At 49.7% G+C, this 24,575-nt stretch carries 10 protein-coding genes; 7 read left to right on the top strand and 3 right to left on the bottom strand.

Going from position 1 to position 24,575, the window contains the following annotated elements; genetic code table 11:
- Positions 1-7 precede the first annotated feature (7 nt).
- Positions 8-4,483, top strand: a complete 4,476-nt coding sequence (locus GGC63_RS01450; protein WP_192700822.1) for a beta-L-arabinofuranosidase domain-containing protein — start codon at positions 8-10, stop codon at positions 4,481-4,483.
- Positions 4,484-4,765: 282 nt separating this feature from the next.
- On the opposite strand, the gene GGC63_RS01445 is transcribed toward GGC63_RS01450, so the two are convergent.
- Both GGC63_RS01445 and GGC63_RS01440 read right to left on the bottom strand, forming a co-directional pair.
- Positions 4,766-6,319: an S-layer homology domain-containing protein gene (locus GGC63_RS01445; protein WP_192700821.1), complete on the bottom strand. Its 1,554-nt coding sequence runs from the start codon at positions 6,317-6,319 to the stop codon at positions 4,766-4,768.
- Between the two features lie 199 nt (positions 6,320-6,518).
- Positions 6,519-14,042: an endo-1,4-beta-xylanase gene (locus GGC63_RS01440; protein WP_192700820.1), complete on the bottom strand. Its 7,524-nt coding sequence runs from the start codon at positions 14,040-14,042 to the stop codon at positions 6,519-6,521.
- 430 nt (positions 14,043-14,472) lie between these two features.
- On the opposite strand from GGC63_RS01440, the gene GGC63_RS01435 reads away from it, so the two are divergent.
- From GGC63_RS01435 to GGC63_RS01415, 5 genes are all read left to right on the top strand, one after another.
- The gene (locus tag GGC63_RS01435) at positions 14,473-15,450 is read left to right on the top strand and encodes a DUF4097 family beta strand repeat-containing protein (RefSeq protein WP_192700819.1); all 978 of its coding nucleotides are present in this window, start codon (positions 14,473-14,475) and stop codon (positions 15,448-15,450) included.
- Entirely contained in the window at positions 15,431-16,129 is a 699-nt protein-coding gene (gene liaF / locus GGC63_RS35040; protein ID WP_192700818.1) for a cell wall-active antibiotics response protein LiaF, read from the top strand. Before GGC63_RS01435 ends, liaF begins: the two co-directional genes overlap by 20 nt.
- A complete protein-coding gene (locus GGC63_RS01425; protein ID WP_192700817.1) occupies positions 16,126-17,196 on the top strand; it encodes a sensor histidine kinase in 1,071 nt (356 codons plus the stop codon). The genes liaF and GGC63_RS01425 overlap by 4 nt, the downstream gene beginning before the upstream one ends.
- Positions 17,193-17,852 (top strand): response regulator, encoded by a 660-nt coding sequence (locus GGC63_RS01420; protein WP_192700816.1) that lies wholly within the window; start codon positions 17,193-17,195, stop codon positions 17,850-17,852. Before GGC63_RS01425 ends, GGC63_RS01420 begins: the two co-directional genes overlap by 4 nt.
- A 128-nt stretch (positions 17,853-17,980) precedes the next feature.
- A complete protein-coding gene (locus tag GGC63_RS01415) occupies positions 17,981-19,426 on the top strand; it encodes an alpha/beta hydrolase family protein (protein WP_192700815.1) in 1,446 nt (481 codons plus the stop codon).
- Between the two features lie 221 nt (positions 19,427-19,647).
- Here the strand turns inward: GGC63_RS01415 and GGC63_RS01410 are convergent, their stop codons facing one another.
- Positions 19,648-21,459, bottom strand: a complete 1,812-nt coding sequence (locus GGC63_RS01410; protein WP_192700814.1) for a hypothetical protein — start codon at positions 21,457-21,459, stop codon at positions 19,648-19,650.
- Between the two features lie 149 nt (positions 21,460-21,608).
- Here GGC63_RS01410 and GGC63_RS01405 point away from each other — a divergent pair, with 149 nt between their 5' ends.
- Positions 21,609-24,572, top strand: a complete 2,964-nt coding sequence (locus GGC63_RS01405) for a TIM-barrel domain-containing protein (RefSeq protein WP_192700813.1) — start codon at positions 21,609-21,611, stop codon at positions 24,570-24,572.
- The last annotated feature ends 3 nt before the right edge of the window (positions 24,573-24,575 follow it).

Below are 24,575 nucleotides of genomic sequence, written 5' to 3'. Positions count from 1 at the left end.
CAATGTCATGAAACGGTTAAAAGGAATAAATAGGCCAATGAGGAAGAGCGTACCTAAGTTAATATCCTTAACATTAATGGCCAATCTAATGTCGGGTTTTTCTGGTTTCGCTATTCCGACATATGCAGCAGAATTAGATGGTTCAAAGCAGCTGGAGTTAAAATTTGAAAATAATATTGCAGATTCCTCTAGTAATAGAATTCAAGGGGTACTGAACGGCAACGCAAATTATGTTGATGGAAAAGTCGGGAAAGCCTTACAGCTAAACGGAACAAATAATTATATTGATTTAGGTACGTCACCCGCATTACAACCGCAAAATCTGACCGTTTCTTTTTGGGTAAAGCCAGATTCTGCGTTAAAAGGCGAGCATATGATCATGTGGAACAAGCCAAGTGGAAATTGGATGGGAGAAGGATGGTATTTAAGCATCCTGAGCGATACAGTTCCATTAAAGCTTTCCACGGGAACAAGTGTGCAGGAATCGTATGTGACAGGGGACAGAAGTACATTCTTTCCCGTTGGAGAGTGGACTCATATTGCGGTCACCTATGATAGTGCAACAAAAAATGTGGGAATTTACCGTAATGGTATTGCTCAAAAGGTTTCTTATAATAAGCAGGGCGGCAGCATTGTAGCAAATAATACCGATCATAAGTATTTAGGCTTTAACTCCCCCCTCTACGGTGGAGGCTATTCAAAACTGAACGTGGATGAATTCAAGATTTACAGTGTCGCTGCGTCAGATGAAGCTATTCGGAACGTTTATAAAGCGGAAGGCGGGTTTATAGACGAAAAGATCATTGCACAGCAAGATAAGGATGCAATCATTCTGCCGGAGACAACGAGAGGCAATCTTACGTTCCCGGCAAAAGGGATCAATGGAAGCACCATCTCATGGAGTACTTCGAATGAAAATGTAATTTCAAATGCAGGAGTGGTCACGGATCCAGGGGTTGATACTCCAGTTACAATAAAAGCCACTATAACCTATGGTTCCGTAACGTTAACCAAAGAATTTTCTGTCGTTGTAATAACCAGTAAGTATGCAGGAGATTCTGCAAAGCTCAAAAACTTTGACATGGAGCAGGTAGATGTTACAGATCCCTTTTATGTGAATGCATTCAATAAAGATGTTGAATATTTGTTAAAGCTTGATCCGGATCGTCTTTTGTCGGGATTCAGAACGGTAGCAGGTTTACCAAAGAAAGCAGAGCTTTATAACGGTTGGGAAGGCAACTGGAGCTATCTTAGAGGGCATACATTGGGACATTACATGACAGCGTTATCACAGGCATATAAACAAACCAAAAATAATCCGGCTCTGAATGCGCAAGTGAAGAGCAAAATCGATTACATTATCAGTGAATTGAAGGCATGTCAGAATGCAAGCAGCAATGGATATGTTTTTGCAACACCGGAGGCTCATTTTGATGTGATTGAAGGCAAGATCGAGGGGCAAAGCTGGGTACCGTGGTATACCATGCATAAAATTATTGCAGGGCTTGTAGATATTTATAAATACGAAGGAAATGGAGATGCCTTGCAGATTGCAAGCAAGTTGGGAGATTGGGCATATAACAGAACTCAAACATGGGACGATTCAACTCATACAAGGGTATTGAACGTAGAATATGGCGGTATCAACGACGCGCTATATGAACTCTATAAATACACCAGTAGCCCTAATCATTTAACGGCAGCCCATAGGTTTGATGAGGATTCCTTGTTTACCCCCATCGTTAACGGTCAAGATGTATTGTCGAATAAGCATGCAAATACACAAATTCCCAAGTTTATCGGCGCATTGAACCGATATCGTACATTAGGTGAAGCGGAATCGTTCTATTTAAAAGCAGCGGAGAATTTTTGGGAAATGGTGGTCAACGACCATACCTATGTAACGGGTGGAAACAGCGAAAACGAGCATTTCAGGGAACCCGGGCAGCTGGATAATTACAGGAATAACATAAACGATGAAACTTGTAATTCCTATAACATGTTGAAGCTTACAAGAGAGTTGTTCAGGCTTACCGGAGATATCAAATATGCAAATTATTATGAAAAGACATTGCAAAATGAGATCATGTCCTCCATTAATCCGGAGACTGGTATGAGTACGTACTTTAAACCGATGGGAACCGGATATTTCAAAGTATTTTCTACAGAGTTCGATAGCTTCTGGTGCGATACCGGAAGCGGTATGGAGAATTTCACCAAATTGGATGACAGTATCTACTATCATACCGATCAAGATCTTTATGTCAACATGTACCTGAGCTCAACGCTGAACTGGGCCGAAAAAGGCTTTCAGCTAACACAAGAAACCAATATCCCTCAAAGCGATAAGGCAACGTTTACAATTAATGCTGCACCTTCCGAGGCCATGAATATTAAATTTAGATCGCCAGAGTGGATTGCCCAAGGTCAAAAAGCAGCTGTGACGATTAACGGGGCAGCATTGAATGTGGAAGCAGCCAACGGATATATCGATATAAATCGTGTATGGAAGAAGGGGGATGTTGTTGAATTGACGTTTCCTTTAGAAGTACAGGTATCAACCCTTAAGGATAATCCTGAAGCGGCAGCATTTACGTATGGTCCTCTTGTTTTAAGTGCAGGACTTGGAACGGAGCAGATGGTCGCGATTCCGCATCTTGCTTCACAGAAAGCAAATTTGCCCCCGGGCGTAACCTTTAAGGATTATATCCTTGTTAAAGATGGCTCTGTTACGGACTGGATACATAATGTCAAAAAAAATCTGGTTAAGACGGAAGGAAAGCTGGAATTCACTTTGCGGAATACGGATGAAGATAATCATTTGAAGTTTACACCCTATTATTCACTATATAAAGAAAGATATGGGATCTACTTCTATTTATCTGCCTTAGATTCCCCGACGTTCCAGAAAAATATTTTGAATAAAAAGAATGCGGCAAAAAGGGCCATTGCCAAGATCGATGAAGTGCAAATTACGAATGACCAGCATGAATTGGCGCATAATTTGCAAGGAAATACGGGAGGAGGTTCCTACGGCGGGGAACAGTATCGTCAAGCATGGGGAGGGGCAACAGGAGCCGCATGGATTAGTTATGATATGGCAGTCGATCCTTCCGTTACTAATTATATATCCACCAAATATTATAGCGGTGACAAAGGAAGAACCTTCAATGTATATGTTGATGGCAATCTCATTAAGGAAGAAACCATAGCAGCCAAAACCCCCGACCAATTTTATGAGGTTAGATATCAAATTCCGGCGAATTTGATAGCGGGAAAAACAAAAGTAACTGTAAAGTTCGCCAACAAAGGCTCGGGTTACGTGGGCAGATTATTCGGAACGGTTTCCATTCTGAAAGACTATAACAATAGCACGAAGCTTCAGAGCGTTACTGCAGGCGGAACGTCAGCGGCATTGACGGATAACCATTATTCAGTTTCTGTTCCCGCTCATTCTACAGAGGCTCTAGTTAAATTCACTCCTGAAAACGCGAATGCTTTGGTATATGTTGATAATGTCTTAATTGACGATACAGCAGAAAGAAAAGTAACTTTACTATCTGACACGACAACTTTGAACGTTAGAGTGGTTGCCGAGGATGGAGTAACAGAAACAGCTTATACCTTAAGCATCAACAAACAAGCGCAAGAAGCAACGGCCGCACTTACCGCAGATAGCAGCGTGAAGCCTGGAAGCAGCTTTACTGTGGGCGTTAGCCTGAACAATCTGACACAAAGCGTGTTTGCCCAAGACATCACCTTGTCTTATGATTCCAACGTATTCGACTATGTAAGTGCGGTAGGTGCAAACAACAACATCCAGGTCGTGACAGAGGATAAAGCGACCGCAGGAAAAGTGAGGCTCATTGCCGCCAATATCGGAGGGGTATCCGGGGGCAGTACGCCGGTTCTGAATCTAACCTTCAAGGTCAAGGCCGGCGTACAGAATACGACCGGAACGATTGCGGCTGCCCAAGCCAAGCTGGGCGTGGCTCCCGAGGGAACGGTGATTCAGGCGGCTCTTGGAAGCAAGAGCATTGCTATAGGCAATATTGATGCCGTTGTAGACAAGACGGCACTGACAACAGCCATTACGAGTGCACAGGGCTTGTATGACGCTGCCGTAGTGGGCACACTGCCGGGTCAATATCCGCAAGCAGCCAAGGATGTGTTCGGCATAGCTATCAATGCAGCCAAAGCCGTCAAAGACAGCCCAAGCGCAACGCAGTCCCAGGTTGACAATGCGGTTACCGCACTGAACAGCGCGGTAGCTGCCTTCAAGGCGGCCGTGATTAAGGAAGTGTCTGCAGATCTCAACCAAGATGGAATCATTGATGTAGGTGACCTTGCAATGGTTGCTTACCATTACGGTAAGGATTCCGGCAGTGCAGACTGGACAACAGCCAAGATGGCGGATATGAATAGCGATAATAAGATCGATATTATGGATCTGGCGTATGTTGCTTCCAAAATATTTGAATAGGTGACTAGCTAGTCGTCATGATTAAAAACGAAGTGAAGCAGAACATTGCAGAGAGAGAGAGCAAGCAGCGGTTAGAGCTTGCTCTCTCTGCTGCTCAGGCGAGTAGGTGGCTTATCATAGGCACAATGCTTTGGCAGAGGGAGACTTTCAAGCCTATGTATGGTGGTACATCCGCAGGATATTGCTGCGCATAATCTCCTAAACGATAAAGGATCAGCCTCCCGGCTTAAGGGAGGCTGATTGCATTTTACCGATTCCAAGGGACCGTCAGAAGCAGCAGCATTACAAACTCAAGAAATTGTAAATCACTTGGGCCGCCTCCGCTCTAGTTCCGACTCCTTGAGGGATGAACCTGTTATCCTCCCGGCCCTCGATAAGATGCAAGCCTTTCGCATTCCTGACATAAGGCAAGGCCCATGGAGAAACCGCGTCCTCATCATCAAAGGCAGCTCCGGCAGGTATAGCATCTGCCTTATGCTGCAGTAGATAGGTGCGCATAAGCATGGCAACCATTTCTTCCCGTGAGATTGGTGTCCCGGGCTCGAAGGTTGTTTCGCTCGTTCCTTCAACCATTCCAGCCTTCACTGCAATGGAAACCTCAGGGAAGAACCAATCAGATTCCGAAACATCCGAGAAGCGGATATCCCCTTTGTCGGTTAAATGAAGGGCCCTAACCAGTAAAGCGGTAAATTCAGCCCGGGTGATCATCCGTTGCGGCTCAAAATTCATGTCGCTGGTACCAGCTACAATATGCTTGGCAGCAAGCTCCGTAATGACCTTCTTCGCCCAGTGACTATGGGGAACATCCTCGAATACTTTGGTATATTCTAAGGCGGCATATTGGCTAAAATGATGAAGGTCGGCGGAAATTTCCCCATTGGTGAAGGTTCCGCCCATAAACTCAAGCGCTTCATCTTTCGTTATGTGATAAACGGAGACCAGCTTGGCGTCTAAGGAAGGATCTACTTTCAATCGCAAAGTAATCGGCTTTGTGAAGGTTGTCAAGGAAATGGTCTGATTTTCTCCTGTAATCAATTGCAGGCTGAATTCGTATACGTTGCCGGACAGCCTTAAACCGACGTGATGGGAATGCTGAAGCCGATTTATCAGCTTCCCTGCATCATCGGGAGGCAGCGGATTCATGACGAAATAGAGTGTACTGGTATTCAGTTGTTCCTCGGATACAGCTCCTTTTAACTGCTGAAGCACCTCGGGTGGAAGCTCCACGCTCAGATTGTCGTTCCTGATCTCGAGGCGAGTCCGGGGGTCGGTGCCAATCTGGCTCATTGCTATTTTCACTTCCGTGGCGCCGGCAGGAAGCTCTACGGTTTTTTTGCCATGACCATCATCCGTCATTTTTACAGGAGCAGGAGTAGAGGACGGTCCGTTAGCACCGCCGGAAGCTCCTCCGCTGCTATGGCCTCCGCCGTTATTGCCGCTGCTTCTATTCACAATGCTAACGGTTTTCTTGACACCAATGGCTGCTTCTGAAGTATGCAATTGGGAATCCACTACATTCACCAGGGTCATTTGATCAAGCCCAATATCAGCCGTTCCGGCAGCTATCCCTGTGAAGGTAAGAGTAAAAAGGGTTTGGTCCCCGTTCAATCCCTGTACTGCCCCTACGCCTGTATGTGCGAGCAGAATCCTGTTGCCATTGATAATGGGGTCGACAGTAAACCCGCCGGGTGCATTGCTTTCAGCGGAATGGAACTTGAGCTTCGTTGCATCATAAGTAAGGTTGACTTCGTATGCATATAAGTCCTGCAGCTGTAATCCTTTAACACTGACCTTCCATTCGCTTCCAACTGCAGCCGAATCTGCGTTTGTTGTCAAAATAAACCGGGGTGATCCTTCAGCATACGCATGCGATATGGAGGCCGAACTAATGGAGCTTATGAATATGATCGCAAGAATCATTCCTATCAAACCGTATCTTCTAGGCATAATGATAAGTCCTTTCTACCCAAAATGCCGGAAGGAAGGTAAGGATAAGGGCAAAGGCTACCTTCCTCCGGAAAAACCATGGCTTGCTTCAATATTTCAGAATCAATCTTGCGATATGCGCCAGGTCGGAAATATCTATCCGGCCATTTTGATTCAAATCGTAGCGCATATAAAGGCTCCAGTCCGGTGAATCGGAGGTTTTATTGTAATTATTGGCCATGACTCCCAAATCCCCGATGGTAGCTTGGGTCTGAAGGGAGCTTTGGAAGGCTTGCAGCGCAAGGTTAAGCTGAGTGAGAGCCTGATCCACCTGCTCTTGGGCAGCGGAAGGATTCGAGGCTGTTGCCTGCGCAACGTTGACCGCCGCCTGCAGGGCCCCCTTGGACCCGACTGGATATTGTCCCCAGAGAGTGCCTTCCGTGGCAGCATTCAAGCTCGCAACGGCCGTTTCAATAGCGCGATTCAGTGCCGTTTTATCGACTGAGCTTATAACGACTCGATAGGCAGGCCCGCTGCTAACGTTCGAGACTGCTCCGTTACCGTCAGATACCTTTACATTCGTCAGGTATACGGCGCTAGTGACCGTGCTGGACACGGGAAGCGCCTTGAACTGAAGCTGAAGCAGGTCCCCGTCGCCGTTCACGGCGTTCTTCCCGCCTTGAGAGGCCACCAGAATACGTATTTGGCCAGGTGCCGCTTCATGGCTGTCAACGACGGAAAGTCCTGTCTTCAACGATTGAATGCCTAGAAGCTCTAGTTGGGAAGCGTTATAATTGACGGTTACATCCTGGGCGTAGACACTCTGTGTTACGTTACTCAATCCATAGTTCACGTTAAAGGACTGGCCGGGAACGACACGATCTATACCCGTTAATGCTGCTGAAAGTACGGTTGAGGGGAGCGTTCTAACTGATTTGGAGAGACCATTCGTGCTCCAATTGCCGGCCGTATCTCCTGCTTCAACCTTAAATGTATAGCTCGTATTCGGCATTAAGCCAGTAACAGGATAGCTATATACAGCTCCGGATACAGGAATTGGTTCAGCATCTACTCCATTGTATATCCTGTAGCCGGCCACCCCGCTTACGTCCTCAGCCGCCGTCCACGTTAATGTGAGCCCCGTGCTGGTTACATTAGATTCTTCGAGCCTGCTGCCTTGTGCCCATGTCGGCGGATTCGTGTCAGCCGCTGTCTTGCCGATGAGGGTGAGGTTCCCGAATACCTCTGTGGATTTATTCGCTCTTCCAAGAATATCATTCCATGTAGCCACGCTCTGGAGCGTAGACCCGGCTGCATCGTTTACCTGCGCATCAAACCGGATCCTTGTACCGTTTTGCGGTGTTATCGTTTTAAACGGTATCTTCATTTCGACCACATAATTCGTTCCGTCTACAGCAGCTGCCGACTCAAAACCGGGGGATGTGGCCGGCGTCGAATTGCTGAGGAACTTGAAGGATTGCTCATTTGCGTAGTTGACTCTGTACTCTCCGTCATCTTCGCGATAAGGCCATGCGTCCACCCGGTCTTCGTCCACGTAAGCTTCAACGGAGTCCTGGTTCGCCTTATTCGTGCTTGATTTACTGAGCTGCGTATCTTTTACCTGGAACAGTACATACAGATGGTTCTCATCCCAGAGAGCTCTCGCAGTTCCTGAAGCTCCTGCCGTTGCCATTAGAAAATGATTAATCTGCATCTCTGGGGCATTGTTCCAAATATCATCGACAGTTCCGTCGATTGCAGGTGTGCCATACGGAGCCGTGGAGCTGCTCGTCTCAGGCGGTGTATAGAGCGGATGCTCTGTCAGGTATTTATCCGGATCAATGATTCCGTAGTAGGCCGGCTTTGGCGCCAGAGAACCAACGAAAGGCAGCGGATTTTGGCTGGCTCTCCAGCTGAAATTATCCGCATATCCCCAGATGGTCACTCGTGCTATTTTATCGGCGTGCTTCTTATAGATTTTGAATAATTGCGCGTATAGACTTGCCTGTTTATCCGCCCATTCCGCAGATAGAGAGGAGTTCATTCCAGCCAGAACATCAAGCTCGCTGATGCTGAGCTCAACGCCCAACGAGGCGTACTTCACAATTGCAGCCTCAACATTGGCCGGGTTTGTTCTCATATCGTAATGAGACTGCAGACCGATGCCGTCAACGAGCAGCTTTCCTGGGTGGGTCTGAGCATATCTATCGTTCATTTCTTTTATCATGTCGTAGATAGCATCTCTCTTCGCAGGGAATTCCTCATTGAAATCGTTATAGTACAGCTTTATGTTCCACTCGGGATGGTCATTCAGCACGGCTCTAGCCGCGAGGAATGCCTGTTCTACGAAGTCCGGGCCTACGGAATAATACCATGGCGATTTCCGCATCGCATCTTTCCAATTGGTAACAGCCGGCGGTCCATCCTGCATAGCCTCATTGACGACGTCCCAAGAGATTACTTGATCTCCGTAGTGCTCCATCACGGTTTTGATATGAGTCCTCATATTGGCAAGAGCCTCGTCACGGCTGAGGTAGATCGGATTACCAGCTGCATCCTTCAATGCATTTCCAGCTGCGTCTACCTTTTGAGTAAACCACGCAGGGGTCTGGCTATGCCACACCAGCACATGGCCATGGATATTCATTCCCATACTCTGGGATTTCGCAACCATGCTGTCTGCGGTAGTAAATGTAAAGGTACCCTTGTTTTTCTGCAAAGCGTCCGGCTTCATCTCATTGCCAAAGGTCACGGTGTTAAAATGATAGTTATAGAAGGCATTCTGCCCGTTGCCCGGTGTCAGATCATTGGGTCCAGGCACATTTCCGAGCAGGAAGTCATTCTTATAAGCCTCTTTGAGAGGAAGTATATTTGGCAAACCCGTGTCCTCGAAGCTGAAATCGTCGATATAGTAGGAGGCTGTAGTGCTGTTAGGGCTTTCCACATATAAAGTTACATCATCGTCCAAATAACGATAAGTGCCTTCCAGCTTGACCCAGCCGGCTGTGTCACTTACTGTTTGCTGCTGAAGGCTGATATAGTAAGGTGTTGCCGCATGAACGACTGCGGTAAGCTTCAATTGCGCATTTGTCGGGCTGACCAGCTTGACCCATACGGCGGCTTTGTATTCGTGGCCGATCTTGACGACGTTCTTCACATGGATGGAAGGCCCATCCGAATTGGCATTTCTGCCGGTTACTTTCAAAGCGTACGTTCCGCCTGTCGTATGATTGGCTTCGTTTGTCGGGGTTAGGGTTACGGTAGCGCTGCCCTGCGGAGTGAAGCCTTGAAGCGTCTGATCCTCAAAATCTTTGGTAATAGCTGCCGATCCGTCTCCTGCGATGGTAAGCGAGCGGATGCTTATACTGGCGGCTCCTTTAGTTATGGTCAGTACGAATTTCCCATCCTCAATGGAAATATGGCAGGTAACTCCAAGTGATTTTAGCTTTGCATCATTAACAAGTACATCTTGTGCTTTTGCTTGCAAGGTTGCTGCGTCATTCCCGGCTGCATTTGGAACGGTAATACGGTTTCCTATTAGAGCCGTTGCTTGCTCCACCGCCTGTTGGTCGGAATTAACATTCCCAGGATCAGCCGCAGTCATCAATAAAGTCACATTGGAGAATGCCGCATCCAAATCGTTGGTGCTGCTTTTGTTTACAGCAAACAGACGAAGCTTGGCATTTTGGAAGAAATCAGGGGTAAATGACACATTCGTTCCCATCGTATTCCAAGTGGAGCCGCCGGTCGTTGAATAATACCCCTGCACACCGGTTCCATTCTTCACTATCCGAATCCAATAGCTTGAACCATTCAGGTTGGTGCTCGAAGTATTATTCGTCGTGCTGGTACCCGATTTACTTGCATTATGAACTTTGGTATTCGTGTTTACCTTTTGGGCATCAATTTCATAATTATCTCCACTGGAAGTATTGTAGATACCAATACCCGCTTGTGTGCCGTTTGTATCGGATGCACTAAGTGCTATATTCGTGTTAATGGTCGCTGTAATGGTCCAATTCCCAGCTAGTGAAACCGGTAACTGCAGTATGTTACGGTTATTGGGGTAATCCGCATCCGCCTTAAAGGCTTTTACAGTTACAGCGCTCTTGGTTGTACTGACTGAAGCTTCAACATGGTCCGGGTTCAGGATCTCCCAGCCTGCCGGAAGCCCATTGGCAAAGCTTATGACTTCATTTGAATTAAATGCTATTCTATACGTCTTCACATTCTGTCCTTTAATAAAACGTACAACAGCTGTACCTAGATTACTTTCGGCCTGGGAAATACTTACTTGTTCATCCGGATCACTTGATGACGCCGTTACTATGGGTACGGTGCTTCCAGTAACGGTATACGAATAATCGGACTTACTCACATCAAAATCGGAAGGCTGGACTCCGTCAACGAAAATATGATAAGTGGATACAACTTTGGGTGTTAGCGAAAGCTGATCGGCAAAGAGGATGTTGGAATCCTTCGCATACAGGGCCAAAACCACCTTGGCTGTGCCATCCGGCTCATTATAAGTGAAAGGTTGGTTAGGGGTCTCATGCCAGTCAGCCACCTTAACGTCGACAGGCTGGAAGGAGGTGAGGCCGAGCGGTCCGCCCTCCAGGATACGGCCTACAAGTTGGCCACTGGCGTTCCAGTAGGCAGGTTCTCCGGCTTCACGAGCTGCGTAAGGCTCAGGCATATCACGACTATTGATAGGAGTTAGGCCCAGCTGTTTTCCTTCGCTGTCGTAATATACCAGGGCAATTTCGACGTCACCCGGGTTTTCCGCAGCAACATCATAGCTTTCCGGGCGGGTCATCATGGATAGAAAATACCCCTTAAAGTTGTATTTTTCTCCTTTTGTCAGCTTGCCGGTAACATCCTGCCACATCCCGTCATATCGGTCAGCGGCATCAATGCGGCCGGAAATTTTTGCAGAGCCGGCAACCTTCGATGTGGAGCTGTTCTTGAGATAACGCGAAAGACCAGAGTAACTCTGCACGGTATCGGCAGTTAAGGAAGGCTCTGTTACCGATTGTATAAATGTCCCATTATTGAATCTGCCGGTGGACCAATTGTTTGTATTGGAGGCATTGGCGGTGTCAAAGTCACCGTTAAGAAGAATATTGCCTGGTATGGAAACGGTCGAGTTGTTAGCAGCGGTACTCCAGTCGGAGTCATTGGCTCCGAATAAGAACCGGTCGACGGTTAGGGAACCATTGGTCCCGTTCGTCGCTGCCACGATATAGAGATCCTTATGCCCATATGCGCTAAGGTCCCCCGTAGCTACCATGTCTTGATATTTGCCGTACTTGTCGTTAGCCGGTACCTGAATCTTGGCTACCTGCGTACCTTGCGATACTATATCGGCAGTATCGTTCACAGCGGTACCAGTTGGGAGGATATAGGCAAGAAGACTGCCTCCTTGTGTTGACTTCACCTGTGCGGTTAGATACAACAAATGTCTGCGGACCACACCGCCGTTAGCGGAGCCATCTGCAAAGTTCACGTTTTTGTATGCGAGATATTTTCCGTCACCCAGAGTAACAGCTTCATTGGCACGGCCGGCATTGCCTGTGGTGTCGCCTGTAACGCCATTGTCGTTTCCTTCCGCTTCCAGAGAGGAGAAAATATCGCGCTCACCGTCAAGACCGTTATATGAGGCATAAGTGCCCTGGGACGGTACAATGGTGACGATACTGGCTGCTGGGATGTCTATACGGAATTTGCCGTTTGATACGGGAATCGCATCGAGCTTCTTTTGATTCTCGCTGCCCGAGGTACGGAATACGGTTACGCTCTTGGTGCCTGCCGGGAAGTCCTTCAGCGTAAATTCCAAAGGCTGAACGCTGTCGTCGTTATTGGCGTTGGTGACCGTGATGGAGAAATCATTGTTGTTCGGGTTCTTGAAGCCGACCACATTCACATCGGTTGCGGGTACCCGTGTGACATCGAAGCGTACGTCGCCCGGCTTCATAAAGCGGGAGAAGTGGCCGAAGCCGTAAAAGCGCTTGAACACGCGGTATTCACCGGTCAGCGTGCTGATGCGCCCGGACTTTTGCTGGGAATTGGTAGTAACGAAGCGAATCAGGTCGGAGCCGTCTGCACCGTTGCTATCCCACATGCTCCACCAGACGAAGCCGTTAAAGCCCGGATTGCTGGTGAACATATTGGTCATCAGATTGGACCAGCGTACGGCGTCATTGATGTTCTGATTTCCGTAGCGCTGGGTGTAAGCACCGGCTGATCCGTCGCTCGTGTCCTGATTCATGAACTCTGCCTGCCACAGCTTATACCGGGTCAGGTATTCCGGATACTTGGATCCGTCCTTCGTATAATCCAACGGGCTCTGGGAAAAGTCTCCCGTATGGTAAAGCTTTGTCTCATCCGTGCCGATCCCGACAGTGCCATACAAGTGGGTAGTAAACACGTCGAGGTACGGATTTTTGTTTAACGCATTGGCTTCGTCGGTTTCGGAAAAAACGGCACCGCCTCTGCTTAGAGAAGCACTGAGGTTGGTTCCGTCCAATGCAGCAAGCTGAGGGATAAAATCAATGACCTTTCCGTCAGGATTCTTGATATCGTAGAGCGCGCCGCCGGGCTGCATGGATTTTTTTAAGGCAGGACCTATATAGCCGTCAATAAGCTCCTGGACATAGGCCGCGGTTCCGCCAGCGAGGTCAACCTCATTAAAGGGGTTGATGTGGGTAATGGGGATCCCCCATTGCTCCCACATGCCGCGGATATAATTGACGAGATAATCGGCATAAGCCTGATAATAAATTTTTACGGTTTTTCCATCGATTGTGGCTGTGTCGCCGCGGATAATTTTGTTAGGAGCATTGGTCGAGGAATTGCTCATCCAGTAAGGTACCGTCCACGTGCAGGCGTAGAATTGCTTAACGCCATACTGCATAGCCTGGCGCATGGTCCACACCTGGTCGAAATCGAAGAGCTCTTTTCTCGTACGAGGAGAGTTTTTGATCACAACAGGATCGCTGTCAGGTGAACTGAGGAGGTTGGTAGGGCCTCCGTCGTCATTGGCAATCGGTTGATTCCAAGACGGGTAATCCCATACGAAGCCCTCCACAGGCACCAGCGTACCCGGGTCATGCTCCGGCTCGTTAGGCCAGATACTATCGGTGTTGCCGTCGTAATAGCGATCGCTTCCTTCTATTTTATAACCGTACTGTCCGGCCGTTCCTCTCATGGGGATGGGATTCCCCTGGACGTCAAAGCCGGGCTTTGCCACATCGGCAAGCAAACCCGTTACCGGGTTAAAGCCAGGGCTTGCTGCCGTCCCGCTGGCGGTGAGGCCGCCGTTATCGCCAATGATCACACGTACGATGTCGTGGCCGGTGCCGTCCTTCTCGCTGAATGTCAGATTAAGCAGATGCCTTACAGTATCCTGATGGCCTGCGGCAGCAAGCTGCATCATATGTACGGAATCGGTGTATGCATAGGCAGCGCCTGCACCGTCCATAGTCTGGTAGGTATTGTACCAGTTGGCTGTCACCGGAGCAGCCATAGCCGCAGCCTGAACCGGGGCGGAAAACGGCACAGGGCTGATGATGGAAAGCAGCAGCGCGCTAACCATCTTAGCGGCAAGTGCTTTTCGCCAGCTAATTTTTCTCATTCTACATGTTCCTCCTTAGCTTTCATCTTGTTAAACAAGGCTCGGCTCAATCAATCTAAACACCTGATTGGAAGCGCTGACAACAAACAGGATTCTCGGTCTTGCTGGCGATAAGCATCTCACCTCCTTCGAAAAAAAACGTAAATGACCCATGCATGGTAAGGCTGGTCTACAGCTCATAATGTACCATCCCTATGACAATATTGAACATATACATTAATTTAAGACTTAACTTCCTCTATTACCGGAGAGAAGGAGGGAGACCTTACCATTTTTTGAGAGCTAACATCTTTTCCGTACAAACCAAAATCTGCTGACAGCTTCTACTAAGACCGGGGTCTTAGAGCATTTCTGGATGGAGGACGGGTTACAGGCGGATACGAATTTGGTATGATGGGGGGAACATGGGTATCGGGAAGGCAGGAGCGGTATGAAAGGTAAAAAGCAAGTCGGTATGGCATTGCTTGGGATCGGTTTGATCCTCTTAATCAGTGCTGTTCCGAAAGAAGGGATTACGTGGAAGCCCAACGAAGCGGCCGTGGGCGGGGGAAGCCTGCCGCAGACGATAGGGGTTCATGCATCCGGAATGAATGTAAGAATCGTTACGGAAGAAAGAGATGACGTGCTTGCCGTGATGGAGGGCAGCGGAGCACTGCATACCGGTACTGTCGGCCAAACGGTCGAGATCAGCGCGGAGCGCGGCCGTTTTGCGCTGTTCCCGCTTCGCTCCACACTGGTCGTGCACCTTCCGTCGGCTTATCGAAATCGGCTGTCAGTGAACTATGACGAAGGAGACTTCGCTTTCGAAGTACCGAAGGAAGCGGAGGGAGCCGGCTTATCGCTGGCAGAGCTGACGATTCAAGCCAGGACAGGACAGGCGAAGCTGGCAGGCGTACATGCAAATAGGCTGCAGTATACGGCAACGTCCGGCTCGTTCCGAGCGGAATCGGTCGTTGCCGGAAGCGCGTCCATCGAGCTGCAGACCGGTGACGTCCAACTCGATACCTTTGCCGGCAAGCTGAGCGTCGTTTTAAAGCAGGCGGGGGAGCTTTCTGCTGCCCATATGACGGTAAACGGGGGCGACTTTAATGTAAGGAGCGGTGAAGTCCGCTTGGAGCAGTACAGCGGCCCGCTGCGCGCTGAAATGCAGTCCGGCGAGCTGGTAGCGGACTTTCGCGAGCTGACCGGTCCGGCTTATGCTCGAGTAGGGAACGGAAGGGCCGAGGTTCATTTGCCAGCACCTGCGGACGCCCGGATAGAGGCGAAGGTCGAACGCGGTAACGTCGACAGCCGGTACCCATTCGAGAACATAGACAAGCGTTCTGAAAAAGAGCTCTTGGCATCCAGCGGGGAAGGCCGCATTCCAATCAACATGGAGGTGTCCGCCGGTGAAATCACGATTAAATGAACGGCATCACCATTCCGGGAACCGTGGCATGATCAAACGTATGGGCCGGCATCCGGTCACCCTTTTTGTCGTCGGGTTTGCTGTATTGTATTTCATTGCAGTCCGATATGGATACGGCGATTGGCTTGATCCGTTGTTCGGGCTCGGAGCAGGTTTACTTGTTTACCGCTATTTATCGAGAGCGGCCGCCGTCTTGCCATGGGCGTACGCCGTGGTCCAGGCGGCTGTGAGCCTGGGACTATCGAAGAGCGGTACGCTTATGGCCGCCGCAGTGATGGGCTGCGGATATTTGCTCTTGGCTGACTTTTCTCCAGGCCGCGTGTGGAAACGGCTTCGATGGACCGCTATGCACATTCGGTTAGACTATATGGAGCCTGTCCGCATTGATCGCGGTATGGGCGACGTTCGGCTTGATTTGTCTAGCGCTATCATCCCGAAAGGCGAGCATAGAGTGTTGGTCGAGCGATGGGTGGGAAGTATCGTTGTTTACGTTCCGCCCGATGTCGAAGTAAGCGTCGTAGGTAAGGCGGGCGCGGGCAGCATGGATGTGTTGGGCAGCAAATCAACCCGGTTCAAACGGTGCGTAGAGTATCAATCAGAGAAATATTCCGAGTCAGGCACGAGGCTCCATATCGTCGTGACGACTATGGCCGGAGATGTGGCGGTGAAGTATCTATGAAACGAACTCCATTTATGGGAATCCGGTGGAAATGGCTCTGCGTGCAGCTGCTCGCAGCCGTTCTCGTTATGTCGGCATCGGCTGTCGCTATTACGGCTTTGTTCGGGCTGCCTATTCCATTCTTGCTGCTAGCCCATCCCCCGATACTGGCAGGCGCCGCCGTACTGATCACTGCGGCCGGGACCGTCCCGGGTTACGTATACGGCGGACGAATGAAGCGGAAGCTGGAGCAGCTGGCCGACGCGGTTTATCACTATGAGCGGGGGTATTTTACCCATCGCATACCGGGGAACATGACCCTGGAGAACGATGAAATCGGTGTTCTGAGTGCCCATTTGAATACAATGGCGGAACGCATCGAGCTGCAGGTGGAGTCGCTGCAGCGTCTAGCGTCGGAAAAGTCGGAGCTAGGCGAGCGGCTCAAGGCTGCTGCTGTGCTCGAAGAGAGACAGCGCATTGCGCGCGACCTGCACGATGCGGTTAGCCAGCAGCTGTTTGCCATAACGATGATGACGTCGGCACTGGCCGAAAGCGTAGATTTGAACGCGGATAAATCACGCAAGCGCCTTTCTGCCGTACAGTCGCTGGCCGAAGAGGCGCAGAAGGAAATGCGGGCGCTGCTGCTGCAGCTGCGTCCCGCGGTTCTTCAAAGAGCAACCTTGAAGGAAGGCTTCGAGGAGCTGCTGCAGCAGTATGCGGAGAAGCATGATGTGTCGATACAATCCGAGATCGAGGATTTGCACGGAATTGCCGGCGGGGTCGCCGATCATCTCGTTCGTATACTGCAGGAAAGCTTATCTAACGCGGCGAAGCATTCGCAAGCCGCATCGATTACCGTAAAGCTATTTTTGTCCGGCGGCCAAATCCATCTTAAAATAACGGACGACGGCATAGGCTTCGACAAAGCTAGGGTGCAAGCCTCGACATACGGCCTGCGTATTATTAGGGAACGCGCTGTTGAAATCGGGGGCGTTGCCGATATCGTATCGGTACCGGGAGCAGGGACTCAGGTTCACGTCCTGGTGCCGTGTTCGGACCGGGAGCAGGAAGGAGAGCGTAGTTCATGATACGTGTATTATTGGTGGACGACCACGAAATGGTCAGAATGGGGTTATCCGCTTACTTGGAGATGCAGCAAGATATCGAAGTGGTCGGCGAAGCCTCGGATGGCAAGGAAGGGGTACGGCTGGCCGGTGAGCTGAAGCCTGATGTCGTCGTTATGGATCTGGTCATGGAACAGATGGACGGGATTGAAGCAACCCGAGCGATTTGCAGCAGCGGCGATCCGGTCAAGGTCATCGTGCTGACCAGCTTTTTGGATGACGATAAAGTCTATCCCGTTTTGGAAGCGGGAGCGCTCAGCTATTTGTTAAAAACGTCCCGAGCGGAGCAAATCGCCGAGGCGATTCGAGCGGCCGGCCGAGGGGAATCCGTGCTTGAGGCCAAAGTAACGGGCAAAGTGCTGTCCAAATTACGCCGCGGAGACGAGCCGAAGCCGCATGAAGCGCTGACGGCCAGGGAACTCGAGGTGCTCCGGCTCATCGCACTCGGGAAGTCGAATCAGGAAATTTCGGAGGAGCTTATTATCGCGATGAAAACCGTGAAAACGCATATCACGAACATTTTTGCCAAGCTCGGTGTAGAGGATCGTACGAAAGCCGCAGTTTACGTTCACCGCAACGGCTTGTTGTGTTCGGTTTTCCGTTCGGACGAGTCGGTCTGAGATGTCTAAGACCGTGGTCTTAGACGAAAATACGGTTATGGAACGTTTTGGCATCCGTTGTTTTTTTATAAGCTTAAAGCGTCAACAAGCTGTTGGCCTTAAAAAACAACGGAAGTAGGCTGAACTCATTGAAACGATACTTAAGCATTGCCAAAAAACTCGCCGGGCTTGCGCTGGCTGTCGCTGTTGCGGCGCATGCTCTGCTGACCCCTTCTGCAGCACATGCAGAGTCCTCTCGCTATAAGGAAGAACCGATTCAATTTCAAAGCGGAGAAACGAAGTTGAATGGAACGGTTCTGATGCCGAACACACCGGGCCCTCATCCGGCCGTCATACTTGTGCATGGCTCCAATTCATCCGACAGGGAGAAATATCGCAGCGAAGCGGAGATGTTCGCGACAGCCGGCATAGCGGCGCTTATTTATGACAAGCGGGCGGACGGATTCTCCCAATCCCGCGCCGGCGGCCGGTCGTATTCCATCCTGGCGGAGGATGTGAACGCGGCAGCGGCGGCATTAAGCGCCCGTATGGACATAGACCGGAAAGCGGTCGGTCTGTGGGGCATCAGCGAAGGAGCTTGGGTCGCCTCGCTCGCCGCAACCCGGGAAGCCAGTCCGGCGGCTTTCCTAATTACCGTCGGCGCCGCCGGTGTGCTGCCGATCGAGCAGCAGTCGTGGCAGCTGGCGAACCGGATGCAGGATCAAGGCGTATCGTCTCCCGGGATGGCAAGAGCGTTCTCCGAGAAAAGCTTGCAGCTGGCTTTGTCCGGAGGCATGTTTGCCGAAGCTTTATACGATCCCATGCCGACATTTGAACAGGTGAAGCAGCCGGTGCTCGCCATCTGGGGGAGCCGGGACCGGGTAGAGCCAGCGCTGGACAGCTCGAAACGGATTCAGCAGGCACTTCAGCGGGGCGGGAACGACAAGGTGACCCTTCGTTTTTTTGCCAACGCAGGCCATTTGCTGAAAGAGACAGCGGATGGCATTAAACAGCTCGATACCTATCCGGCGGGTTATGCGGAGTCTATGACGTCATGGATTCAGCAAACGGCGGGCGGGAACGCCCCGAAATCGGCGGTTATCGGTGAATGGCCTAAGCAGGAAAGACACGCTCCTTCCGGCATTGGCAAATTGCACTGGCATAATAGTGCATGGCTGCATGCCGCCATAGCGCTGGTTCTACTCTTCGGCTTTGCAGGGGTCGGCATCGGCACAGCATTTCGTACGCTGCGCAAGAATGCGGGAACTGCTTTGGAACCGGGACGGCGTTCAAAAATCGTCCTGTGCGCCGCCGCTTCCTTGACCGTCCTCGGGTTCCTGCTTTATTTCGGCTTCCTGCTCACTTCGGGAGCCAAACAGCTTGTGCCGGTATGGCTTGGCCGCTCCTTGGTTTGGCTAGTGCTGCAAGGACTTGCCTACACTGCGCTGGCTGCCGCACTAGTTCATGCAAAATCGCTTTGGGCGGCTAGATTCGCCATGGCAGCGGCGGCTGTCAGAGTCCGCAGCGGGGCACTTCTTGCGGCAAGCGTGCTGTTTATCGCCTGGGCGGCGTACTGGCAGCTGTTCTTCCGGTAACGGCTTCATGCGAACGTGAGCTGCCGACCAACTCTGGCATGCAGGATTGCAGCAGCGAAATTACATCAATAGGTAAAAGTCCAAAGCCACCACTTAGAATGCAGTGGTGGCTTTGGATAGAATCAGCTGGTGCCGATGACGAGTGCGATGATTGGTGCCTCGAAGTCATCCGCGATCATCATCATGGTACCGGCATAGTGTAATAAGCCGAATTCTCATAATTACGATAATTTTACTATGCATAAATAAGTATTGGGCATACCTGCTTGTATCGCTGCATCATGCTCCGTCCATACTCGTATATCGAAAGTTTCACCGTTGTTAAGCTTGACGGGGAAAGACCCCTTGGAGCTGATGAATTCAGCCAGCGCATCATCTATATAAGCCAGTGGGGTGCTGCTATTTCCTATATGAATAGACATCTTAATACGATTAGCTAGAACCGGCTGACTCCAAGTGGCACAAACCGTAACCAGGTAAATTCCGGAGGTTTTAGCTTTGAAGCTGGATGAAATCAGATCGAATTCGCCAATATTGTCCAGTTTTATGGATGGAAATGCGATTTTTGTTAATACACCTGCTGAAACAAACTGACTGACATCTGCGTAAGCATGAACGAAGCTAGGCTTTTTGATCGTAACGCTCTCTCCAAATACGACGCCCTCATTGGTGTAAGTTTCTGTAATCATTTTGGCCTCACCTGTGCCCAGCTTGTCAGCCATCAAGCCATCGCCATAATCCCAGTCTACACATCCGCGAAACGTGGCGCGCTGTCGGGTATAGCTCCCTTCAAAGGCAACTAGCTTCTTCAGATTGTGCGGAAACGCCGTAACTTCATCAATCAGGATCTGACTGGCATTACCAATTCGTACAAAGTACTTACACACAGGCTCTCCATTCACTTTCGCCCCTATAGCCATGCAAGAGTCTCTAAAAATGATACTTTTGGAAGGCTCTGCATTGGCTCCGCATGAAATTTGCACAAATGAATCCAGACGGTGAGAGGAGCCTACTTCGAACCAGCAACGATGAAAATATACAGAGTCATATGGAGAATGATGGTCTTCGATAATAATCGGAGCCGTGCTGCCGCTACCATCCTTAACGAACTGGCAATCTTGTACTCTTAAACCGGATGCGCCCTTAATCCATAATGCTGTATCATTACCTATGGTGTATAATTCACGAAGCGTATTTTGGCTGCAGGCCAATCCCAAAAACATGCCTACCTTGTTGTAGAAAAGATTGACCAGGTCGAAGGTATTAACATCGCTGTACATGCCCCAGAATCCATATTCGAAGCGTTCAATTTGTACATTTCGAAACTCGACATTTCCATTACTATTATCTTTGACCCCGTATGTACCCGCTCCGTAATTTCCTCTTCCGGTTGATACCGCCATGGGGTTGTTAAGAGATACGCGAGTACTTCCCGTTGAGGTCAATGTGATATGATCGAGAGTGAAGCCCTGGACCGTATCGGCAAATCCGGTTGCGGGCTCTCCAAGCTCAAAGCATGCGCCTGTTCCTGCATAATTGATACGAGTGCCTCCCTCGGTTTTCCCGGAAGGATCCGTTGGCCGGCCGTGGCGCAGCCCTATGATTTGAACGCCCCTTTTGCGAATATGGATTGTAGAAGAGATGACATAATCCGGTTTGGTCAAATAGAGCTTACGATTATTAGTGCCGCTCGTCTCGATATGAGCAATGGCACGAAGAAATCGTCCCGTATCGTCGCTTTCAGGTGGAATAACCGGGAAATCCTCTTCCAGATCAATCCATAAATTCGCTTGCTTACGCATAATGGTATCGATACGAGGATCCGGATTCGGCCCCGGGTTTTCATATACGGCATTGGTTACGGTTGACATACCAAAGCTTTTGTTTCCCAGCAAACCAAATCCGGTTACTGCCGCAGCTCCTGTCATTCCTAAAGATAACAGAAGCTTTCTGCGAGATAGCTTCCCATCCTGAATATCCTCACCGGAGTCAGCATTCTTACTATGGTGCTTATGCGGATCTACTGGATTCATTTTATTCACTCCTCCATTTAGTAATCGCTTTCATAATACAACAGGCTATTGCTTAGACAATAGTGAAAATAATTGCAATTTCTCGTGCTTTTTTTTGCTTATCCGTTGCAATGTTTCATAAAATTTTAACCAAAGGAGAGTATGGCTGAATGAATGCAGAGTATCCCATGGTTATCCGTACCCGCTCAGGGAAAATGATTCGTATCGATGTGTGGAACGAGAACGTATTCCGTGTCCGCATTCAGAATTCGGAGGATTGGGTGCGCTCTATCCTTGAACGCTATGGTTTCATACAACAAGGCGAACCGACGATGAAGGTCTATCAAATGATAGCAACTGACCAGTATACGAAAGTTCACACGAAGCAGGCTGCTCTAACCATTAAGCATTCGTCCGGCGAGCTGTTCTTCGAGAGTTCAACAGGCAGATTTCAGTTGGAGCAGCTTACTAGTTCTTTGCAGGATGAAAGGTATCCGTCTTCCATTTGCTTCATGCTTAGTCCGGAAGAAAGGCTATACGGGCTTGGAGATGAGAACAGGAACATGCTTATGAAACGGGGGCATCGGACTCACATGATCGCAAGCGAGCATGGGGCACGTGCTCCGGTACCCTTCTTGATGAGCAGCTGTGGTTGGGGAATGTTCCTGAATACAACGAGTCCGCACCTTTTTGATATCGGCAGTACGGATAGCAATCGGTTGATGATAAGCGGGCAGGACGACAAACTGGACTTGTTTCTTTTTGCCGGACAACATATGGCTCACATATTGGAATTATTTACGGAAGTATCAGGCCGGCCGGTTTTGCTGCCAATCTGGGCCTATGGCCTTACCTTCGTTTGTAATCAGCAGGCGGATGCGCGCGAAGTCCTGGAAGATGCGATGAAATTCAGGGAAGAAGGAATACCATGCGATGTCATTGGGTTGGAGCCGGGTTGGATGAAACCGGGGGATGAAGGCTCTATACATAAACAATGGCATCCTGAGCGGTTCTATGTTCCGCAATGGAGCCCCAAAGGACAGCACACTTTTATCGGCGCTCTCCGCAATAGGGGCTTCAAGCTTAGCTTATGGATGACCTGCTATTATGATCTAAGCCGCTACGAGGAGGAAAGAATCGGGGGAAGCATACGAGCCAGCAGTGGTCCTTCCGGCGAGCCTGGAGGAGATCCCGTTTACGGGAGTGAAGAGAGGTGGTATCAGCATTGGGAGACATTCGTGGATCAAGGGACGGCTGCCTTTAAGCTAAGCGCTGCCTATATCCGGCCGAACAACAGCAATAGACAGTGGGCTAACGGTCTAACAACCGAGTCCATGTGCAACCTATATCCCTTGCTGCTCGCAAAACAAATGCATCAAGGTTTTGTGGAACAGACCGGCCGTCGTCCTATGATCTACTCCGAGGTAGGTTATATGGGGCTGCAGCAATACGCGGCCATGTGGACAGGGGGGCTTGCGGTACAGGGGGCTGATCTACCTTCTTTATATGCCATGCTGAATCTAGGTTTAAGCGGAATGACGAACCTGTCGGCCGACATGGATATTCATACCGTGGAAGGTATCCATTTCGGCTTCTTGCAGCCCTGGGCTATGGTTAACAGCTGGGCATATTGGAGGCATCCTTGTCTGCTGCCGCATGATCTTCGGGAAATTTTCAAACGCTACGCGAAGCTGAGGTATAGATTGCTGCCTTACATCTATTCCGCCGCCTACACTGCTTATTGTAAAGGAATGCCTATCATGCGGGCGATGCCGATCGTATTTCATGACGATGTCCAAGCCTGGACCTATGAGCGCCAGTATATGTTCGGGGATGCTTTATTAGTTGGGGCCTATACCCGCACCATCTATTTGCCAAAGGGCAGGTGGATCGATTACTGGACAGGGGAGAGCCATACGGGGCCTAAGCAATTGGACTATCTCACGCCTGAAGGGACAGGAGGCCCTCTGTTGGTACGCGCCGGTTCGATAATTCCCATGTATTCGGATGCAGAGTACATAAGTGAAAAGCCGGTGGAGCAAATAAGCTTACATATATATCCGGAAGGTACGAGCGCTTATAGCCTTTACGAAGATGATGGAATATCGTTGGATTACATGAAGGATGGTGCATTTCTAACCAATATAGCCTGTTCAGCTCAAGACGGAGACATTGAAATAACAATAGAGAAAAGAAAAGGAAGCTGCGCGGGCATTCCTCATCTCAGAAGTTATGAAATATTGGTGTATACAACCTCCAAGCCAACGTGGGTCAAGGTGAACGGGATGGAGCGTCAGGAACATCCGGCTGCTTTATTGAAGAAAGGAACGGACGGCTGGACTTTTCATCGAAAGTCCGGATGTCTTCGTCTCTACTTGCAAGAGGGGACCTCGGACCAGGGTAGAGACCGCGATAGCCAGACGATTCACATCCATTGCAGTCCGCATCGCAAACCGGCGAATGAAGCTCGCTTTCAAGTAATAACGGCTGCAGCTATTCCACAAGAACAAGGCGCTGAGCACAAATTGCGCCAGAAAGGGAGTCGCGGAGCAGACCTTGACGTTATTCGCGTGGAAGATCTTCTCTATCAGTTGGAAATTTTACATCCTTCAGCAGTCAAGGCACGGGAGCAGTTGCTGCACCTGGGGGGATTGCTCATTCATTATGCCGTATCACGCGGCTGGTCGCTTCATGAAATTTTAAGGGAAGAATATGCGTCCTTCCTGGAAGCCACGGCCGCTTCATCCGTAGAAGAAAGCCTGCATAGGTTACGAAGTGCCGCCGAACGCCTGGCGCAGCATGCTCATAAACAAGCCCGTCCAAGAGAGCACCCTCTTATTGAACAAACAAAAGCTCTTGTCGAGCAAGAGTTAGAGCATGAGATTACATTGCGTGCTGCAGCAGAACGACTTCATACGAATGCCTCCCATCTGAGCAGACTGTTTAAACAATCTACATCCATAACATTCTCCCAATATGTATTAGAACGTAAAATGCTGCATGCTCGAAAGCTTCTCAATCAAGGCTGCAAAGTAGCTGTTGTAGGAGAACGTCTAGGTTACAAAGACCCGGGCTATTTCATACGAATTTTTCGCGAATACTGGGGTACAACCCCGGGTCAATGGCGGGAGTAAGCA

Source organism: Paenibacillus sp. OAS669 (assembly GCF_014873645.1).
GTDB lineage: Bacteria > Bacillota > Bacilli > Paenibacillales > NBRC-103111 > Paenibacillus_S > Paenibacillus_S vulneris.
This window is presented reverse-complemented; position numbering and strand designations above follow the sequence as displayed.